Source organism: Microbacterium sp. ZW T5_45 (genome assembly GCF_044987415.1).
Taxonomy (GTDB): Bacteria; Actinomycetota; Actinomycetes; order Actinomycetales; family Microbacteriaceae; genus Microbacterium.
This window is the reverse complement of sequence record NZ_JBJDRJ010000011.1, coordinates 66,335-83,507: the sequence shown is the minus strand read 5'-3', so window position 1 is coordinate 83,507 and position 17,173 is coordinate 66,335. Positions and strand designations below refer to the sequence as shown.

The following is a 17,173-nucleotide window of genomic DNA, read 5'->3' as shown; positions in this document are numbered from 1 at the left end:
AGGCGTTCGGTGTATCGAGGGGAACAGGAGCAGTTGTGAGCAGCAGGATCGCCGTGGTACCGGGCTCCTTCGATCCGCCCACTCTGGGTCATCTCGACGTCATCCGCCGCGCGGCGAAGCTCTACGACGAACTGCACGTGCTCGTCGTGCACAACCCCGGCAAAGAGGCGATGCTGCCGATCGCGCAGCGTCTGGCCCTGCTCGAGCAGTCGATCGCCGAGGACGGCATGGCCGGCAACATCGTCATCGGCTCCTGGAGCATGGGGTTGCTCGTGGACTATGCGCGCGATGTGAACGCCGGTGTGCTCGTGAAGGGCATCCGCTCGCAGATCGACGTGGCGTACGAGTCGCCGATGGCGATCGTGAACCGTCACCTCGCCGATATCGAGACGGTCTTCCTCCTTCCCGACCCTGCACACGCGCTGGTCTCGAGCTCGCTGGTGCGCCAGGTCGCCGGCCTCGGGGGCGATGTGTCGCCGTTCGTCCCGCCCGCCGTCGCGTCGTTCCTCGACACCGGCGCCCGCGGCCTCTGATCGGCGCCCGTCGCGGCGCGAGCGGGTAGCATTGCGGGGTGCGTCCCCGTCTGAACAGTCCTTTCGTCCTGCCCGTTCGAGACATCGTCCGACGACCGGGCGAGATGCGCGAGCACGAATTCACCGTCGCCCTCCCTGCGCAGTGGGGCGAGGGCATCGTGTCGCTCGCGCAGGGTTCCCAGCTCGATCTCGACGTCCGGTTGGAGTCCGTCCACGAGGGCATCCTCGTCTCGGGTACGGCCGACGGCGAGTACAGCGGCGTCTGCGGCCGCTGCCTCACCGACATCGCTCGGCCTGTCGAAGTCGAATTCCAGGAGCTTTTCGCGTATCCTGGTGAGGAAGGTGACTTCGAAGTTCAAGACGACCACGTGGATCTTGAAATTCTTGTCAGGGATGCGGCCGTGTTGTCGCTTCCTTTTCAGCCGGTGTGTCAGCCGGATTGCCTCGGGCTCGACCCGGTCACAGGCGAGAAGCTGACCGAGAGCACCGACACGGAGCAGGCGGCTCCCATCGATCCTCGGTGGAGCGCGCTCCAGCAGATCACAGACCAAGACGGCACGGCAGAGCGCCGCGCCGCCGAGAAAGAAGAGAGCTAGTCATGGCTGGTAACCCCCCGAAGCGCAAGGTCTCCCGTTCGAACACCCGCTCGCGCCGCGCGCAGTGGAAGGCCGAGGCTCCCGCGCTGGTCAAGACCATCGAGAACGGCAAGGTCGTCTACAGCCGTCCCCACCAGGCGAAGGTCGTCACCGACTCGCAGGGCACCGAGCTCTTCCTGGAGTACAAGGGCCGCAAGGTCGCCGACGTCTGAGTTCGCTCATCACGTCTGCGATGGAGGCTCCTGACGAGCCGCAGTCTCTTCTCGAGAAGCTCCGCGTCGATATCGACGCGGAGCTTCTCGAGTTGGCGTTGACGCACCGTTCCTACGCGTACGAGCACGGCGGCATCCCGCACAACGAGCGCCTCGAGTTCCTCGGTGACTCCGTGTTGGGCCAGGCCGTCACGGTGATGCTGTTCACCACTCATCCCGAGCTGGATGAGGGGTCGCTGGCGAAGCGCCGGGCGAGCGTGGTGTCGACCGTCGCCCTGGCCGAGGTCGCCCGAGGCATCGGCCTCGGCGAGCACGTGCTGCTGGGCCGCGGCGAGGAACAGACGGGTGGTCGTGACAAGGACTCGATCCTCGCCGACACCATGGAAGCCGTGATCGGCGCGACCTATCTCTCGGCGGGTCCCGATGACGCGACAGACCTCGTGCTCCGTCTGACCGAGCCGTTGCTGGCCGATCCCGAACGATATGGCGCGGCGATGGATCCGAAGACGAGCCTGCAGGAGCTCGCGGCGCGCAGCGGCGCGTCGGCGCCCACGTACTCGATCGAGGCGAGCGGCCCGGATCATGATCGCCGTTTCGTCGCGACCGTCGTCGTCGGCGACTACCGCGCGACCGGGAACGGCACGAGCAAGAAGACCGCCGAGATGGCTGCCGCGCTCAACGCCTGGCGCACGCTCAACGAGCGTGCCTGAGCTTCCCGAGGTCGAGGTCGTCCGCGCCGGTCTCGCACCGGCGGCGATCGGGTCCCGGATCTCGGCCATCAGCGTTCTCGATGAACGTGCGCTCACGCGGCACTCCGATGGCGCGGCGGACTTCGTCGCACGTCTCGAGGGGCGAGCGATCGTCGACGCGGAGCGTCGCGGCAAGTTCCTCTGGCTTCCGTTGGAGGGCGGTGACGAGGCGCTCATCGCCCATCTCGGTATGAGTGGGCAGATGCTGCTGCGGAGGACGGATGCCGAGCAGGAACGGCACGAGCGCATCCGCCTGTTCCTGGAGCATCCGACCCACGGGGAGCTCGCCGTGGTGTTCGCCGATCAGCGCACGTTCGGCTCTCTCGCCGTGGACCCGCTGATCGACGACGGCCCGACCCGGGTGCCCTCCCAGGTCGTGCACATCGCCCGCGACCCGATCGATCCGCTGTTCGATGACGCGGCCTTCCGGGCGGCGCTGGCGCGTCGATCGAGCGGCATCAAGCGGGTTCTCCTCGACCAGGGCGTCATCAGCGGCGTCGGCAACATCTACGCCGACGAGTCGCTGTGGGCGGCACGCATCCATCCCGAGACCGCCGCCTCCGCACTGTCGACCCAGGCGGTGCGTCGGCTGCTCGCAGAGATCCGCGCGGTGCTCGCGAAGGCTCTCGCCGAGGGAGGCACGAGCTTCGACGCGCAGTACGTGAACGTGAACGGACAGGCGGGGTACTTCGCGCACTCGCTGAACGCCTACGGTCGGCACGGCAAGGCATGCCCTCGCTGCGGGACAGCGATCGTGCGCGAGAGCTTCATGAATCGCGGTTCGCACTACTGTCCGAGGTGCCAGCGGCGGCGCTGATCGTCTCACCTATCGAGCGGGAGCACAGTGTCGACGTCGAACGACCCGGGGTCGTGTAGGGGCTGAACACGGGTGCTCATGGCAGCGGGGGTACCGGCGCGCAGCTGGGTAGGCTCGACGGCATGGGGGATCAGAAGCCGACATCGCCGTCGCCAGCGGGCGGATTGCGCAGTGCGACCCGCGCGAACTTCGAGTATCTGGTGGCGACGCTGTCGAAGCGCACAGCGGGCAAGAAGTACGAGAACTTCGTCGTCAACGCGATCTGGAATGCGCTCGCAGACGACACACTTCGCCCCGTCACCCAGCAGTACGTGAACCGGAGGGTTCAGCACCGCGGTATGGCCCTCGTCGATCTTCGGCAGGAGAAGGCGACAGGCGAGACGTCGGAGCGAGCGTTGATCGACCTCTACTTCCCCGCTCTGCGCCTGGGCGTGGAATGCGACGAAGCTCAGCACGGCGCCCCGCGATCGGTGGACGACGACGCTGCTCGTACCGCGGACATCGAGCGTGCGATCCCGGACTATGAAGAACTGCGTGTGCGTGTCGAGAAGGACGCCGAGGGCGTGGCATTGTCGCCCGACGCTGTCATGGACCAGATCGATCACGTCGTCCAGCGGATCCGTGAACGCAAAGCCCAGGTCGAGAGCGGCGCCTTCGAGTGGTCACGCACCGGCTCGGTGCGCTGGCGGAGCGAGACGCCGGACTGGAAGCTTGCTCGAGAGGCTGGCGAACTCCGGGCGGGCGACGGCTTCGTCTTCGCTCACAACGGCGAGATCCGAGAACTCTTCGGGGTGGGAGACGGCACCGGCACGAAGTTCAACAGCTTCCGGTCGAACTTCGAGCTCGCCGATCCACGATATGTGGTCTGGTGCCCGACTCTTGCAAAACTCGATCGAGACGGACTGTTCCGGACGACGAACACCGCCGGGTATCTGAACTGGATCCTCGTCGAAGGCGAGACGGTGCTCCTCGGGCAGGCAGACGCGACGTCCGGGCCGCCATGGTCGTATGCCCTGCCTGCCGAGGAGAGAAGCAGGCGGTCAGCGTTCGTGGATCGTGACCCGTCGGCCATCGAGACGGGAGATGCGAGCCCGTGGGACGCGGGCACCCGCATCACGTTCGTCCGCACGCGGGACGCGACGGGGCGGACGGGCTACCAGTTCCTGGGCACGTTCACCCCGACGATCGGATATCGCGAGGTGAACGGCGTCTCCTTCGCGGTATGCCGCCTGATCTCCGATACCTTCCCGCTGCCGTAGGCAGAGACCTACCGTCGTGATCCTGACCGCTGGTTCAGTGCTCGCCCTTGATCACGAAGTACGAGCCGCGGATCTCTCCGGCCAGCTTCGAACGCTGACGGGCGAACGTGAAGGTCGACAGCTCCTCGGGGATGTCCATGCCCAGAGCGAGCTTGAATCCGACCGCGCGCTTGCCGCCCTCGGCGATCGTGTACATCACGTTGATCGACAGACCGGATTCGTAGAACACATAGGCGAAGCGGATGCCGTCGGCCTCGAAGGCCGTCACCTGGAGCGCGGGACTCGCGATGACGATTCCACGCTCCTCCTGCAGGACACCCGTGATCCACCGCAGCGCGTCCGGATCCTCTTCCGGTGTGCTCACGGCGAAGTCGATGCCGTACTTGTTGCTGATGTAGCGTGCCTCGTTCGCGCGAAGACCGGCGAGGGCCTCGGCGACCGGCGACGACTCCACCCCGACCGTCGAGACCTTGACGAAATCGACCACGGCGCTCATCGGATCCTCCTCCTCACCGCGCGGGACGCGGTGTGCTCCTCGAGTGAACACTACCGCCGTCCCGCGCGATCACGCGGCGCGGAACGACGACTCCAACAGGGGACCGGTGACCTTCGTGCTCAGCCAGACCGTGCCGATGCCGGCGCCGACCACCAGAACGATCGTGAGGAGCGAGTCGGGCGAGACGATGAGCGCGATGCCCAGCAGCGGGAACACGAGCACAGCCGCGCACAGGGCGGAGCCGAGCGAGGTGAGCAGCAGCGGCGACATGATCGCCTGGCGGCGAGCGCTGTCCACCGTCTCCACGGGAACGCCGAGATAGTGCAGACTGCGGTGCAGTTCGCGCTGATCGAGGATCGCGGACGCCTGGTTCACACCGACGGATGCCGCGACCATGAGGAACGTGGCCACCAGTGTGATGACGAGACCGGTGCGCATGTCCTGCGGGATCATCGCGTCGACCGAACCCGGTTCGGCAGCGCCCAGCGTGTTCATGAGCGAGACGCCGGTGCCGGCGAAGACGGCCATGAAGCTCGCCATCGCGACACCGCCGACCTGGCGCCATGCCGCTTTCGGCGCGTCGAGGACGAGTCGTGCGGACAGCATCCGCTCCGGCGTCTGAGCTCGGCGCAGTCGCCGCCGCGCCGACACCGCCAGAGCCCAGGGGCCGACGAAGTTCAGCACGCCGATCGCGGCGCCGAAGAGCAGCGCCAGCACGACGATCGTGGTGACGAGTCCGGCGATCTGCGGGATGAGCTGGATCAACAGGTAGGCGGCACCGATCACCACGACTCCGATGACGATGCGCACCCAGTGCACGGAGGACGCGGTGCTGCGCATCCGCACGCCGAGGGGTGAGATGACCACGCGGCGCAGGCCGAGGACGGCGCTGCCCACGGCGACCGCGAGTACGCCACCGACGACGGCGGCGATGAGCGCGGGGGAGAGGAGAACGCCGTCGAGCCCCAGCGCTTCGCCTCGGAACGGGATCAGGCCGACCAGCGGGGCGACAGCCAGATACGTCGCGGTGCCCGCAAGCGTGCCGATCGCAGCGAGAACAGCGGATTCGATCACGGTCACGAGGCCGACGCCGGCCGGGGACACGCCGAGCAGCCGCAGAGTCGACAGCCTCTCGTCCCGTCGGCGCGCGGAGAGTCGTGCGGCGGCGCCGCCGAGACTCGCGAGGGGAACCAGGAGCAGCGCGAGCGCGATCGCCGCGAGCGCCTGGTAGAGCGGAGCGGTGTCGTCGCTCCACGTCCAGAACGATTGCGCTCCGCCGACGACGATCAGGACCAGAGCGGTGACGATCGTGAACGCTGCGACGGGGAGCGCGATGATCGCGCGATCGGCGCGACCCGGTCGCAGCAGGAGCGCCAGGGTGCGGAGGTTCATGCCGCCACCTCCGTCGGCACGACGCGCCCGTCGCGCACCTGCACGACCCGCCCGCATCGAGCCGCGACCTGCGGATCGTGCGTGACCACGATGAGCGTCCGGCCCTGACCGGTCGTCGACCAGAGCAGCGCATCCATGACCTCGTGGGAGGTCTGGGAGTCGAGGGCTCCGGTCGGTTCGTCGGCGAAGACGAGCTCAGCCCCGGTGACCTGTGCCCGGGCGATCGCCACCCGCTGGGCCTGGCCGCCCGAGAGCTCGCCGATCCTGCGCTCCTCCATGCCCGCCAGGCCCAGCGCAGCGAGCCATGATGCCGCGTGGGTGACGGCATCCGCCTTCGGGGTGCCGTTGATCATCGCGGCGAGCGCGACGTTCTCGACGGCGGTGAGTTCAGGGATCAGCAGACCCTGCTGGAACACGAAACCGAAGCGCTCCCTCCTCAACCGCGAACGCGCGGTCTCCCCGAGACCGGCGACGTCGATGGCTGCTCCGGATGCCGGATGGAAGGTCACGCTGCCCGCGTCCGGCCGGACGATGCCGGCGAGCACGTGCAGCAGCGTGGTCTTCCCCGACCCGGACGCCCCCATCACCGCGACGGATTCGCCGCGATGGACGGCGAGATCGACACCGAGGAGTGCGTGTGTCGAGCCGAACGACTTCGTGAGAGCGTGTGCGTCGAGGACTGTGCTGTTCATCTCCTCAGCTTCGCCGGACGCACCCTCATGGGTCATCGCCCGGCGGTCGTAAACCCGTACATCTGGGGGATGATCATCGGACCTTCTTCTGCCACGCTCCGGCGTAGGACACCGGGACGAAACCTATCGACTCGTTGATGTCCAGCATCGGCCGGTTCTCCTCGGCGTTGAACGTCGAGACCGCCGGTGACTCCGGTACGAGATCACGCCAGCGCAGGAGGTTGGCGCATTTCACGATCGTGCCGAGCCGGTGACCACGGTGGTGCGCCGCGACGAGCGTGCCGAACTGGTGCGTGGTCGCAGAGCGGTCGCTCGCGATGAGGAGCTCGTTGTAGGCGACGATCTCGCCGGTCGGCACATGCTCCACCGCGACGACCGAGACGAGCTGTCCTGCTCCGGTGAGGCGGGCGTCGCGGCGGATGACCCGATCGGCGTCCCACTTCTCGGCGACGAATTCCATGTCGCCGCTCGGCGCATCCGTCGACAGCCGCGCGAGCACGGCCGCGTACCCGTCTCGCAGCTCCGCCGGTGTCGGCAGATTCCACGCGTGGATCCGGTAGTCGGAGCCTGCGTGCCGCTGGGCCTCCGCGAGTGACCGTTCGATGCGCACCGGGTCGCTCCGCAGGTCGAGTTCGCTGTTCCGCTCGACCTGCTCGAGCGTGTAGCCCTCCGCCTGCACAGCATCCGACAGGGTCGTCGAGGGGATCCGGCCCCGCCCGGTCCGCGGCGTCAGCATGTGCACGGCCTCGGTCGGCCGATGCAGAGTCCAGAGCTGGAGCGTGTGGCGGCCGCGAGCGGCGGCATCCGCTTCGGCGGCTCTCAGGAGCAGCTGCTCGATTCCTCGTCCTTCGTATGCGCGGGGGACGAGGACGTCGAACTCGGCGGTGTCCGCGCCGGCTTCCTGTGCATACGACATGGTCGCGATGCCCGCCACCTCGCCCTCGATCCTCGCGACGACGCCGATGTCGAGGGAATCGGTGTGGTCCTGCCAGCCCGGCAGCATCTCCGCCGCCGAGGGGGCGAGGTCGGGGAGGCCGACGTGTTCGTCGCAGATCTGTCTGCTCAGGGCTCCGAGCGCGTGGAAGTCGCCGGCGTCGTCGGCGTCGAGCGTCGCGGGCACGATGAGGGGGGTGAGGATGATGTCGCTCATGACAGGACCTTCTTCCATGCGCCTTCGTAGGCGACGGGGACGAAACCGAGTTCTTCGTTGATGGAGAGCATGGGGCGGTTCTCCTCGGCGTTGTAGGTGATGACGGATGCCGAGTCCGGTCTGCGCTCGCGCCAGGCGAGGAGAGCGGAGGTCTTGATCAGCATGCCGAGGCGATGACCGCGATGAGCGGCGATGACGAGGGTGTCCTCCTGGTGCGTGATGGCGCCGGCGGTGGCGTCGATGGACAACTCGGTGAAGGCGCACAGCTCGCCGCTGTCGACGTGTTGCGCCGCGGTGACCAGCACCGTGCGCCCCCGGTCGAGGTGTCGTCGATCATGGTGGGCCAGACGCTCGGCATCCCAGATCTCCTCCGGCATGTCCATGTCCGCACCGGGGGCGTCCGTGGACATGCGCTGCTTCATCCGCGCGTAGCCTTCGACGAAGGCATCGGGTGTCGGGAGCAGCCACGACACGACCCGATAGCCCTCGGAGCGGTCTGTCGCACTGCGGCGGAGCCGGTCGATCTCGGGCACGCGTCGATCGTCGAGTTGAAGCCCGCTCACACGGATCACCTGCTCCAAGGAGAAGCCGTGGGCGCGGAGGAACCGGGCACCGGCATCGGCGGGCACGGCGCCGAACCCGGTCGGAGCGGGAATCCTCTCGAGGTCGGCGCCGCTGTGCGGGTTCCAGACCGGCAGACGGGTGAGACCCCTCTCGCGCGCCCGTTGTTCGACGTGTGCGAGCACGGCCGAGCCGATTCCGCGCCCCCAGACGGGTCGCAGCAGATTGATGCTCACGACCCCTGAGGTCGCCTCGCCGTCCTCGATCGTGTTGAGCAGGGCGATGCCGATCGGATCGCCCTGCTCACGGATGATCCACTGCCGTCGTGTGGAGTGCTCGTTCGAGCGCAGGATCGGCAGCAGATCTCGCGGCTCGAGCACATCGTCGTCGCGACCGGCGATGTCACGGAGGCTCTCGTTGCGGACGCCGGCGTACTCGAGGAACGGTCCGGCGTCGGCGGCATCCGCCCGCGCCGGGAGCGCGAGCGGATGCAGCGATGTGGTGTCGGTGAGGGTGACGGGCATGGCGTTCTCCTCGGTTCAGCGAAGCTGACGGTGCAGGTCGTACGACAGGAGCGCCTGGGCCTCGCGCGCCGAGAGCTGCCGGTCGCGGACCAGGACGCCCCGGTCAGTGGTCAGAGCCCGACTGCGCCGTTCGCGCTTCGGTCGCCTTGTCCGCTCGACGAGCCGGACGGCAAGCACGAGGGAGAGGCGGTCCGCCCACGAGAGCGTGCGCAGCTCGTCGGCGGCGGGGAGGTGGATGACCGTGCGGTCGTCGGTATCGGGCGGGTGGATGGTGCTGCGGTACAGCGTGGTGTTCACGAGGTGTCCTTCGACAGGGATGCCCGCAGCCGTGAAGCGGCCATGGCGGGCGAGACAGAAGGGCCGGCGGATGCGCGAGGCCCGGGCTCAGGCGGCAGCAGAAGGGGCTGCGCCCGGCAGGAGGCGTCAGGAAGACGCGTCGATGACGACCGTCACCGAGGGAGTGCTGGCGGACTGCGGTTCTACGCGAGCGTGCGGAACACGACGTCGGCGGTCACCGAGAACGCAGAGTGCGGCGCGGAGTGAACACGCGCGGCGAGGCCAGTGGCCTGTGCGTTGAGCTGAATCATCATCGGTAACCTCCTTTCGTCCGTCGATCCGTGGGCAACCGTAGCGAAGGCCGGCGGACGTCGTCAAGAACCCGGGCGTGTCGCGGCGTGTCGCGCGGGATCCGGTTTCGTTCGGCGATGGCGCGGGATCCGGGTGGATCCGCGTGATTCCGGTAGCGTAAGGGGGATGATCCTTCTCCGACGAGCGGTGCGGCCATGCATCTGAAGAGCCTGACGCTCAAGGGGTTCAAGTCGTTCGCCCAGCCGACGAGCTTCGTCTTCGAGCCGGGCGTGACCTGCATCGTCGGGCCGAACGGCTCGGGCAAGTCGAACGTCGTCGACGCTCTCGCCTGGGTCATGGGGGAGCAGGGTGTGAAGACGCTCCGCGGCGGCAAGATGGAGGACGTCATCTTCGCCGGCACGTCGACGCGCGGACCGCTCGGACGTGCCGAGGTGCAGTTGACCATCGACAACGCCGACGGAGCACTGCCGATCGAGTACGCCGAGGTGACGATCAGCCGCACCCTGTTCCGCAACGGATCGAGCGAGTACGCGATCAATGGCGAGAGCTGCAGACTGCTCGACGTGCAGGAGCTCTTGAGCGACTCCGGGCTCGGGCGCGAGATGCACGTGATCGTCGGGCAGGGGCGGCTGGACACCGTGCTGCAGGCTTCGCCCGAGGACCGGCGCGGTTTCATCGAGGAGGCGGCCGGCATCCTCAAGCATCGTCGCCGCAAGGAGAAGACGCTGCGCAAGCTCAGCGCGATGGAGACGAATCTCACCCGTCTGAGCGATCTCGCCGGTGAGATCCGCCGTCAGCTCAAGCCGCTCGGGCGTCAGGCCGAGATCGCCCGCGAGGCGCAGACGATCGCTGCGGTGGTGCGTGATGCGAAGGCGAGGATCTTCGCTGACGACGTCGTCGCGCTGCGCGCGGCGCTGGCCGACCACACACGAACCGAGCAGGAGCGGCACACCGAGCGACTCGTCCTCACCGACCAGGCCGAGGGCGTGCGTGCCGGCATCGCGCGCCTGGAACAGGAGCAGAACTCCGTCGCCGTCGACCAGGCCCGCAGCGTCGCCTTCGGTCTCGAGCAGGTGCAGGAGCGGATGCGCGGTCTCTATACGCTCGCGAATCAGCGGCTCGCGCTGCTCGGCTCGGACGAGGACGACGCCGCGATAGCCGCCGTGACCGTCGCCCAGGCGGTCATCGACGAGGCGAAGGACGACGTCGAAGAGCTCTCGGCCGGACTCGGGGCCGCACAGGATGCTGCCGCTGCGGCGAACCGTGCGGTCGTCAACGCCCGTGCGGAGCTCGACACCCTCGACGTCGACATCGCCGAGCAGAGCGCGCTCGTCTCGGAGTACGACATGCGCCTCACCTCGCTGCGCGGCACAGCGGATGCCGCGGCGTCGACTCTCGCGGCGGTGCGAGGTGCCGTGCTGCGGCAGGAGAACGCGCTGGAGGCGGCCGAGAGCCGACGACGGGAGGCCGCGGAGGCGCTCGAATCGATCGACGTGGCCGAGGCGCCGGAGGGGACGGCAGCCGAGTACTCCGCCGAGTACGAGAGCGCCCAGCGTGCCTTCAGCGCGGCAGAGGCCGAGCGCGATTCACTGCGCGACCGCCTGCATGCGGCAGAGCGCGAGGTCGATGCGCTCACGGCGAAGGCCTCGGCGCTCAGCAGCGCCCTCTCGCTCTCCGGAGGAGCGGCTGAGATCGTGAAGGCCGGTGGGCCCGGCATCCGCGGTCTCGTCGGAGACTCCGTGCAGGTGCGCTCAGGGTTCGAGGCTGCGATCGCCGCCGTTCTCGGCCCACTCGCCGAAGGCGTGCTGGTGGATGGCGCCGCAGACGCGTTCGCTGTCGCGGACGACGCTGCGTCGCATCGGCGCGGCGTCGTCGATGTGGTGGTCGCCGACCCCGGTCTCCCTGCCGTCGAGACGGCGCCGGTGGAGGGTCTGACTGCGGCGACGGAAACGGTGACCGCGCCGGCGGGAGTGCTCGGCATCCTTTCGCACGTGGTGATCGCCGAGGATCTGGCCGCAGCGGAGCGAGCACGCGCGCTGTTCGACGAGCGACAGGACACGACGACCACGATCGTGACGCTCGGCGGTGATGTCGTCACGGCGCAGACCCTGCGCACGGGTTCGGGAGGTGAGCGCTCACGCCTCGAGCTGGCGGCCGAGAGGGATGCGGCGAGCGAGCGGCTGGAGGAGATTCGGGTCGTCGTCGACTCGCTGCGCGAGGCGCGGATCGAGGCGGACGATCAGGTCGAGCTCACCCGTCGGCGCACGAAGGACGCGCTCCGCGCGCTCCGCGAGTACGACGCGGCGCTGGCGAGCCACGCGGAGCAGGTGAACCGGATCACGGTGCGTCACGAATCGGCGGTCGCCGAGTGCGAGCGTCTGCAGACCGGGCTCGCGCAGGCGCAGGCGGCTGTCGCCGACGCGGAGACGCAGGCGGAATCGGCTCGCGCCGCGCTGGATCGTGCGGTCGCTGAGCCGCGGCCCGTTCTGGACGCCTCGGCGCGGGACGAGCTGCTGGAGGCGCTCGAGGCCGCGCGCGAGGGGGAGATGCGAGCAAGGCTCGAGATCGAGACGCTGCGCGAACGCATCCGTTCCGGACAGTCCAGAGTCGCGGCTCTCGAACGTCAACGTGAGCAGGAGAAGACGGCCGCGGCCGAAGCGGCACGTCGCGCGGTGATCCGGCGGGCGCAGCGGGAGACGGCATCCGGTGTGGCGGAGGAGCTCCCGCGCATCCTCGACTCGATCGACAGGTCGGTGACCGAGGCGCGCGTGGCGCTGGCCGAGGCCGAGGCCGCACGCTCGGCACAGAATGAGGAGCTCACCGCGCTCCGCCGTCAGGAGTCGGGACTGCGTGAGCGGCTGGCCGGCCTGACTGAGAGCGTGCACGGTCTGGAACTGCAGATCCACGAGAAGAAGCTGCACCTGCATGGACTGTTGGAACGTGTCGCATCCGAACTCGCGCTCGACGAGGACACCCTCGTCGCCGAGTACGGACCGGACCAGCTCATCCCGCCGGACTCGGGTGCGGAGTCCGCCGACGACGACGAGGCCGGCATCCCGTTCGACCGGAGGGTGCAACAGCGGCGACTGGCCGAGGCCGAGCGCAAGCTCGCGCAACTCGGTCGGGTCAATCCGCTGGCGCTGGAGGAGTTCGCCGCACTCGAACAGCGGCACGCATTCCTCACAGAACAGCTGGCCGACCTCACGCAGACCAGACAGGATCTGCTGACGATCATCGCCGACCTCGACGAACGGATGCAGACGATCTTCGCGAGCGCCTTCGCCGACACCAAAGAGGCGTTCGGTGAGGTCTTCCCCGTCCTTTTCCCCGGCGGCTCGGGCAGCATCTCGCTCACGGATCCCGAGAACATGCTCACGACGGGGATCGAGGTGTCGGTGCGCCCGGTCGGCAAGAAGATCGAGAGACTGTCGCTGCTCTCCGGTGGCGAGCGTTCGCTCGCGGCTGTCGCGCTGCTCGTCGCGATCTTCAAGGCCCGTCCGAGTCCGTTCTACATCCTCGACGAGGTGGAGGCGGCGCTCGACGATGCGAACCTCGGCAGGCTGCTCGCGGTGTTCGAGCAGCTGCGCGAGAGCTCGCAGCTGCTGATCATCACCCACCAGAAGCGCACGATGGAGATCGCCGATGCGCTCTACGGCGTCTCGATGCGTCAGGACGGTGTCTCCGCCGTGGTCGGCCAACGCGTCGGCGATCGCGCCTCCGCCGGCTGAGCAGCGGAACGCGGGCGGGCTACCCGTAGGCTGGAGTCATGGCGGAGAAGTCCTGGTCCCTCGGTCGCGCGCTGCGCGGCATGTTCGTCAAGCCCACGATCGATGAGACGACGTGGGACGACCTCGAGACCGCGCTGCTCACCGCGGACTTCGGTCCGGACATCACAGAGCGTGTGATCGACGAGCTGCGTGAGAAGGTCGAACGCTTCCGCACCACGGATCCGAAGGACCTGCAGCGGATGCTTCGCGAGACGCTCGAGGAGCACTTCGCGAAGTTCGACACGACCCTGAAGCTCACCGAGCGTCCGGCCGTCGTGCTCGTGGTCGGCGTCAACGGCGTCGGCAAGACCACCACGATCGGCAAGTTCACGAAGTTCCTGCGCGGGTACCAGCGCAGCGTCGTCGTCGGCGCCGCCGACACCTTCCGCGCGGCCGCCGTCGACCAGCTCGCCACCTGGGCTCAGCGCGGCGGCGCGGCGATCGTCCGCCCCCAGCAGGAGGGCCAGGACCCGGCATCCGTCGCCTTCCAGACCATCGAGTATGCGCAGCGCGAGGGCATCGAGATCGCGATCATCGACACCGCAGGGCGCCTGCACACGAAGGGCGGGCTCATGGACGAGCTCGGCAAGATCCGTCGCGTCATCGAGAAGCAGGCGCCCATCAGCGAGGTACTGCTCGTGCTCGACGCGACGACAGGTCAGAACGGCGTCATGCAGGCCGAAGCGTTCCTGCAGCATGCCGGGGTGACCGGCCTCGTGCTGACGAAGCTCGACGGCTCGGCCAAGGGCGGCTTCGTGCTGGCAGTGCAGGAGCGCACAGGCATCCCTGTGAAGCTCCTCGGGCAGGGTGAGGGCATCGACGACCTGACCGGATTCACTCCGCACGTCTTCGTGCAGTCGATGGTCGGTTGACAGGGCTATCGCGGTGAGCGTGAGGCTGGTTTTATAGCGTTATGGCGATCGAACACGACTACTTCGGGCTCCTGTCCTCCGGGCCGGATGGCTCGATCTTCTGGTCGGAGACCGTGGAGCTCGGCGACCAGAGCGTCACGGTCGATCTCACGGCGCCCGATCAGGACGACGTCTCGGTCGAGGCGCTCGACATCGCCGCCGGCCTGATCGCCGGGCTCGAGAACGTCGATGCGACGGCCCGACGCGGCATGCTCGCGGAGGTCGACGATCGCACGAGCGAAGTGACCGAGTACATCCTGCAGCAGCAGGAGGCGTACGGGGATGAGCTCGAGGAGGTCCTCGTCGACGTCAGCGGAGATGCGGCGGTCGACATCATCCGCTCGCTCCGGCTGATGAGCATGACGTTGCTGGCCGACGAGCACGGGGGTTCAGAGCCGTTCGCGGTGCTGGAGTACGCACTCGACGCGGGAACCACCGACGACGTGCTGCTCGTCAATCTCGGATCGGACGGCCGCGTGCAGTCCGTGATGAGCGCCGACTGAGACGAAGGAACCGCCGCTCAGACGGCCTGCGCGAAGCCGAGGTCGGCGCTGGCGGCGATGTGAGCCAGATGCGCGGGGATCTCGCGTCCCTTCGACGTCATCGACTGCGCCCACAGGCGACCCGCACGGTACGACGAGCGCACCAGGGGACCTGCGAGCACGCCGAGGAACCCGATCCGCTCGGCCTCCTCCTTGAACTCGACGAACTCGGCCGGCTTCACCCACCGCGACACCGGCAGGTGTCGCGGTGAGGGTCGCAGATACTGCGTGATGGTGATGATGTCGCACCCTGCGTCGTGCAGGTCGTTCAGCGCCTGCACGACCTCCTCCGGCTCCTCGCCCATGCCGAGGATGAGGTTCGACTTGGTGATGAGTCCCGCGTCGCGGGCCTGTGTGAGCACGTTCAGCGAGCGCTCGTAGCGGAACGCCGGACGGATGCGCTTGAAGATGCGAGGTACCGTCTCGACGTTGTGCGCGAAGACCTCCGGCCGCGCATCGAAGATCTGCCCGAGGAACGCCGGGTCGGCGTTGTGCTCGTTCGCGAGGAGTTCGACGCCCGTGTTCGGGTTCAGGGCGTGGATGCGCCGCACCGTCTCGGCGTTGAGCCAGGCCCCGGTGTCGGGGAGGTCATCGCGTGCGACGCTGGTGACCGTCGCATAGCGCAGGCCCATCCGCTGCACGCTCTCGGCGACACGACGGGGTTCGTCGGTGTCGTAGGCATCCGGTTTGCCCGTGTCGATCTGGCAGAAGTCACAGCGTCGGGTGCACTGCGAACCACCGATGAGGAAGGTGGCCTCCTTGTCCTCCCAGCACTCGAAGATGTTGGGGCACCCCGCTTCCTGGCAGACCGTGTGCAGGTCCTCGCTCTTCACGAGGGAGTGCAGGGTCGTGTACTCGGGGCCCATCTTCGCCTTGGTCCTGATCCACTCCGGCTTGCGCTCGATCGGCGTCTCTGAGTTGCGGATCTCGAGTCGGAGGAGCTTGCGTCCGTCGGGTGAAGCGTGTTTCGACTCGGTCACTTCGTTCCCTCGCTCAATCTGATCGAATTCGGTCGACGCATCATGCGGGAACTCCTGTGTACTCGGCGGTCGCGTATTCGTCGCTGAAGGCGTTGATCACTCCGGCGACGATGTCCGCGGGGGAGACGGATGCTCCGATGACCTCGCTCACTGTGGTGACACCCGCGTCGGTGATCCCACACGGGATGATGCCGCGGAATCCGGCGAGAGAGTTGTCGCAGTTGATCGCGAAGCCGTGCATCGTCACCCCCTGCTGCACACGGACGCCGATCGCGGCGACCTTGTCCTCGGAGAGCGGTCGGCGGACCCAGACGCCGCTGCGCCCGTCGACCTGGTAGCCGTCGACGCCGAGCGGACGAAGCACGTCGATGAGGAGCCGCTCCAGACGGCGTACGTGAGCGACGACGTCCATCGGCTCGTGCAGGCGGACGATCGGGTACCCCACCAGCTGACCGGGACCGTGCCAGGTGATCTTGCCCCCGCGGTCGACATCGACGACCGGCGTGCCGTCCTGCGGTCGCTCGTGCGGCTCGGTGCGCTTGCCGGCCGTGTACACGGCCTCGTGCTCCAGGAGGATCAGCGTGTCCGCGCGGTCGCCGCTGACCACGTCATGGTGGACCTGCCGCTGAAGGTCCCAGCCGGCGAGGTAGGGAACGTAGTCCGGAGCGAGTCCCGGAGTGAGGATGTCGAGCATGAGTCGCGCCTCCCGCAAATAATTGGATCGCGTCTAATAATACGCCTGAATCTGGATGTTCGATGCGTGGGCGGTACCGTGAGGGCATGACCGCCCCCAGCCGCGCCGGACGCCCGAAGTCCTCTTCCCGGGAGACCCTCGCCGAGGCCGCGTGCGAGCTCTTCCTCGAGCAGGGCTACGACGCGACGTCGGTCGCGGACATCACGCGTCGAGCGGGCGTGAGCCGATCGAGCTTCTTCAACTACTTCTCCTCGAAGAGCGACGTGCTGTGGTCGGGGCTGGACACGCGGATCGCTGAGGCGTCCGATGCGCTTGCCTCGCTCGCTAATGACGCCGATGCCGAGAGCGTGCGCGAGATCCTGCGGGAGACGGTCCGGGGCTTCGCGCCCGATCCTCTCGCGCTCGCCCTGCGGAACCGCTCCGCCATGGGGCTGGATGACGAGCTCGTGCGCGACACCGGAGTGCGACAGATCCGCCTCGCCTCCGCCATCTCGGAGGCTGCGCGATCTGCGGGGATGGGAGTGATCCGGGCGGACATCATCGGGGCGGCGTACGCCGCAGCGCTGTTCTCGTCGCTGCGGGTCTGGGCCGAGCAGGGTGCCGGGACCGGATCGCCGGAGATCGCTCTGGAAGGCGCACTCGGGGGGCTGGACGAACTGCGCTGGACGTAGTCGCGGACGTTCGGCGCTCTGCCGGACACGTATGGAGTG

General features: G+C 68.1%; 18 protein-coding genes. 10 read left to right on the top strand and 8 right to left on the bottom strand.

All coding sequences use genetic code 11. The features are described 5' to 3' along the window. Window positions 1–35 precede the first annotated feature (35 nt). The 6 genes from coaD to ACI3KS_RS08010 all read left to right on the top strand — a co-directional run bounded on the left by coaD (window position 36) and on the right by ACI3KS_RS08010 (window position 4,166). Entirely contained in the window at window positions 36–533 is a 498-nt protein-coding gene (coaD, locus tag ACI3KS_RS08035; protein WP_404917010.1) for a pantetheine-phosphate adenylyltransferase, read from the top strand. A gap of 104 nt (window positions 534–637) precedes the next feature. Beyond that, window positions 638–1,129, top strand: a complete 492-nt coding sequence (locus ACI3KS_RS08030) for a YceD family protein (protein WP_404917071.1) — start codon at window positions 638–640, stop codon at window positions 1,127–1,129. Between the two features lie 2 nt (window positions 1,130–1,131). Further along, entirely contained in the window at window positions 1,132–1,341 is a 210-nt protein-coding gene (rpmF, locus tag ACI3KS_RS08025; protein ID WP_013586329.1) for a 50S ribosomal protein L32, read from the top strand. A gap of 20 nt (window positions 1,342–1,361) precedes the next feature. Beyond that, on the top strand, window positions 1,362–2,051 hold the full coding sequence (gene rnc / locus ACI3KS_RS08020; RefSeq protein ID WP_404917007.1) for a ribonuclease III: 690 nt from the start codon (window positions 1,362–1,364) through the stop codon (window positions 2,049–2,051). After that, window positions 2,044–2,907, top strand: a complete 864-nt coding sequence (gene mutM / locus ACI3KS_RS08015; RefSeq protein ID WP_404917005.1) for a bifunctional DNA-formamidopyrimidine glycosylase/DNA-(apurinic or apyrimidinic site) lyase — start codon at window positions 2,044–2,046, stop codon at window positions 2,905–2,907. The genes rnc and mutM overlap by 8 nt, the downstream gene beginning before the upstream one ends. 122 nt (window positions 2,908–3,029) lie before the next feature. Continuing rightward, entirely contained in the window at window positions 3,030–4,166 is a 1,137-nt protein-coding gene (locus tag ACI3KS_RS08010) for an AbaSI family restriction endonuclease (RefSeq protein ID WP_404917003.1), read from the top strand. Window positions 4,167–4,200: 34 nt separating this feature from the next. On the opposite strand, the gene ACI3KS_RS08005 is transcribed toward ACI3KS_RS08010, so the two are convergent. From ACI3KS_RS08005 to ACI3KS_RS07980, 6 genes are all read right to left on the bottom strand, one after another. Next, window positions 4,201–4,662 (bottom strand): phage tail protein, encoded by a 462-nt coding sequence (locus tag ACI3KS_RS08005; RefSeq protein WP_404917001.1) that lies wholly within the window; start codon window positions 4,660–4,662, stop codon window positions 4,201–4,203. Between the two features lie 69 nt (window positions 4,663–4,731). Then, the gene (locus tag ACI3KS_RS08000) at window positions 4,732–6,054 is read right to left on the bottom strand and encodes an FtsX-like permease family protein (protein WP_404916999.1); all 1,323 of its coding nucleotides are present in this window, start codon (window positions 6,052–6,054) and stop codon (window positions 4,732–4,734) included. Continuing rightward, window positions 6,051–6,746 carry an ABC transporter ATP-binding protein gene (locus ACI3KS_RS07995; protein ID WP_404916997.1) on the bottom strand — a complete coding sequence of 232 codons (696 nt, stop codon included), beginning with the start codon at window positions 6,744–6,746 and terminating at the stop codon, window positions 6,051–6,053. Before ACI3KS_RS07995 ends, ACI3KS_RS08000 begins: the two co-directional genes overlap by 4 nt. A gap of 73 nt (window positions 6,747–6,819) precedes the next feature. Continuing rightward, complete coding sequence (locus ACI3KS_RS07990; protein WP_404916995.1) at window positions 6,820–7,896, bottom strand: GNAT family N-acetyltransferase; 1,077 nt, start codon at window positions 7,894–7,896, stop codon at window positions 6,820–6,822. Further along, window positions 7,893–8,981, bottom strand: a complete 1,089-nt coding sequence (locus ACI3KS_RS07985) for a GNAT family N-acetyltransferase (RefSeq protein WP_404916993.1) — start codon at window positions 8,979–8,981, stop codon at window positions 7,893–7,895. Before ACI3KS_RS07985 ends, ACI3KS_RS07990 begins: the two co-directional genes overlap by 4 nt. A 15-nt stretch (window positions 8,982–8,996) precedes the next feature. Then, the gene (locus ACI3KS_RS07980) at window positions 8,997–9,278 is read right to left on the bottom strand and encodes a hypothetical protein (RefSeq protein ID WP_404916991.1); all 282 of its coding nucleotides are present in this window, start codon (window positions 9,276–9,278) and stop codon (window positions 8,997–8,999) included. A 485-nt stretch (window positions 9,279–9,763) separates the two neighbouring features. Here ACI3KS_RS07980 and smc point away from each other — a divergent pair, with 485 nt between their 5' ends. The 3 genes from smc to ACI3KS_RS07965 are packed head-to-tail and all read left to right on the top strand — an operon-like array spanning window position 9,764 to window position 14,750. Beyond that, window positions 9,764–13,297 (top strand): chromosome segregation protein SMC, encoded by a 3,534-nt coding sequence (gene smc, locus ACI3KS_RS07975; RefSeq protein WP_404916989.1) that lies wholly within the window; start codon window positions 9,764–9,766, stop codon window positions 13,295–13,297. 38 nt (window positions 13,298–13,335) lie between these two features. Continuing rightward, the gene (gene ftsY, locus ACI3KS_RS07970) at window positions 13,336–14,208 is read left to right on the top strand and encodes a signal recognition particle-docking protein FtsY (protein WP_404916987.1); all 873 of its coding nucleotides are present in this window, start codon (window positions 13,336–13,338) and stop codon (window positions 14,206–14,208) included. 41 nt (window positions 14,209–14,249) lie between these two features. Then, window positions 14,250–14,750: a DUF2004 domain-containing protein gene (locus ACI3KS_RS07965; protein ID WP_404916985.1), complete on the top strand. Its 501-nt coding sequence runs from the start codon at window positions 14,250–14,252 to the stop codon at window positions 14,748–14,750. 17 nt (window positions 14,751–14,767) lie between these two features. On the opposite strand, the gene lipA is transcribed toward ACI3KS_RS07965, so the two are convergent. Beyond that, on the bottom strand, window positions 14,768–15,787 hold the full coding sequence (gene lipA, locus ACI3KS_RS07960) for a lipoyl synthase (RefSeq protein ID WP_404917069.1): 1,020 nt from the start codon (window positions 15,785–15,787) through the stop codon (window positions 14,768–14,770). A 22-nt stretch (window positions 15,788–15,809) separates the two neighbouring features. Beyond that, window positions 15,810–16,463, bottom strand: a complete 654-nt coding sequence (gene lipB, locus ACI3KS_RS07955) for a lipoyl(octanoyl) transferase LipB (RefSeq protein ID WP_404916983.1) — start codon at window positions 16,461–16,463, stop codon at window positions 15,810–15,812. An 86-nt stretch (window positions 16,464–16,549) separates the two neighbouring features. Between lipB and ACI3KS_RS07950 the strand changes: the two genes are divergently transcribed. Continuing rightward, window positions 16,550–17,134 (top strand): TetR/AcrR family transcriptional regulator, encoded by a 585-nt coding sequence (locus ACI3KS_RS07950; RefSeq protein WP_404916981.1) that lies wholly within the window; start codon window positions 16,550–16,552, stop codon window positions 17,132–17,134. Window positions 17,135–17,173: the final 39 nt, after the last annotated feature.

Bases quoted from the DNA above. Each gene is read 5' to 3' on its own strand.
- rpmF (WP_013586329.1), top strand. From the start codon at position 1,132: ATGGCTGGTAACCCCCCGAAGCGCAAGGTCTCCCGTTCGAACACCCGC.
- ACI3KS_RS07950 (WP_404916981.1), top strand. From the start codon at position 16,550: ATGACCGCCCCCAGCCGCGCCGGACGCCCGAAGTCCTCTTCCCGGGAG.
- ACI3KS_RS07995 (WP_404916997.1), bottom strand. From the start codon at position 6,746: ATGAACAGCACAGTCCTCGACGCACACGCTCTCACGAAGTCGTTCGGC.
- rnc (WP_404917007.1), top strand. From the start codon at position 1,362: ATGGAGGCTCCTGACGAGCCGCAGTCTCTTCTCGAGAAGCTCCGCGTC.
- ACI3KS_RS07965 (WP_404916985.1), top strand. From the start codon at position 14,250: ATGGCGATCGAACACGACTACTTCGGGCTCCTGTCCTCCGGGCCGGAT.
- ACI3KS_RS08030 (WP_404917071.1), top strand. From the start codon at position 638: ATGCGCGAGCACGAATTCACCGTCGCCCTCCCTGCGCAGTGGGGCGAG.
- lipB (WP_404916983.1), bottom strand. From the start codon at position 16,463: ATGCTCGACATCCTCACTCCGGGACTCGCTCCGGACTACGTTCCCTAC.
- smc (WP_404916989.1), top strand. From the start codon at position 9,764: ATGCATCTGAAGAGCCTGACGCTCAAGGGGTTCAAGTCGTTCGCCCAG.
- ACI3KS_RS08010 (WP_404917003.1), top strand. From the start codon at position 3,030: ATGGGGGATCAGAAGCCGACATCGCCGTCGCCAGCGGGCGGATTGCGC.
- ACI3KS_RS08000 (WP_404916999.1), bottom strand. From the start codon at position 6,054: ATGAACCTCCGCACCCTGGCGCTCCTGCTGCGACCGGGTCGCGCCGAT.
- ACI3KS_RS08005 (WP_404917001.1), bottom strand. From the start codon at position 4,662: ATGAGCGCCGTGGTCGATTTCGTCAAGGTCTCGACGGTCGGGGTGGAG.
- ACI3KS_RS07985 (WP_404916993.1), bottom strand. From the start codon at position 8,981: ATGCCCGTCACCCTCACCGACACCACATCGCTGCATCCGCTCGCGCTC.
- ftsY (WP_404916987.1), top strand. From the start codon at position 13,336: ATGGCGGAGAAGTCCTGGTCCCTCGGTCGCGCGCTGCGCGGCATGTTC.
- ACI3KS_RS07990 (WP_404916995.1), bottom strand. From the start codon at position 7,896: ATGAGCGACATCATCCTCACCCCCCTCATCGTGCCCGCGACGCTCGAC.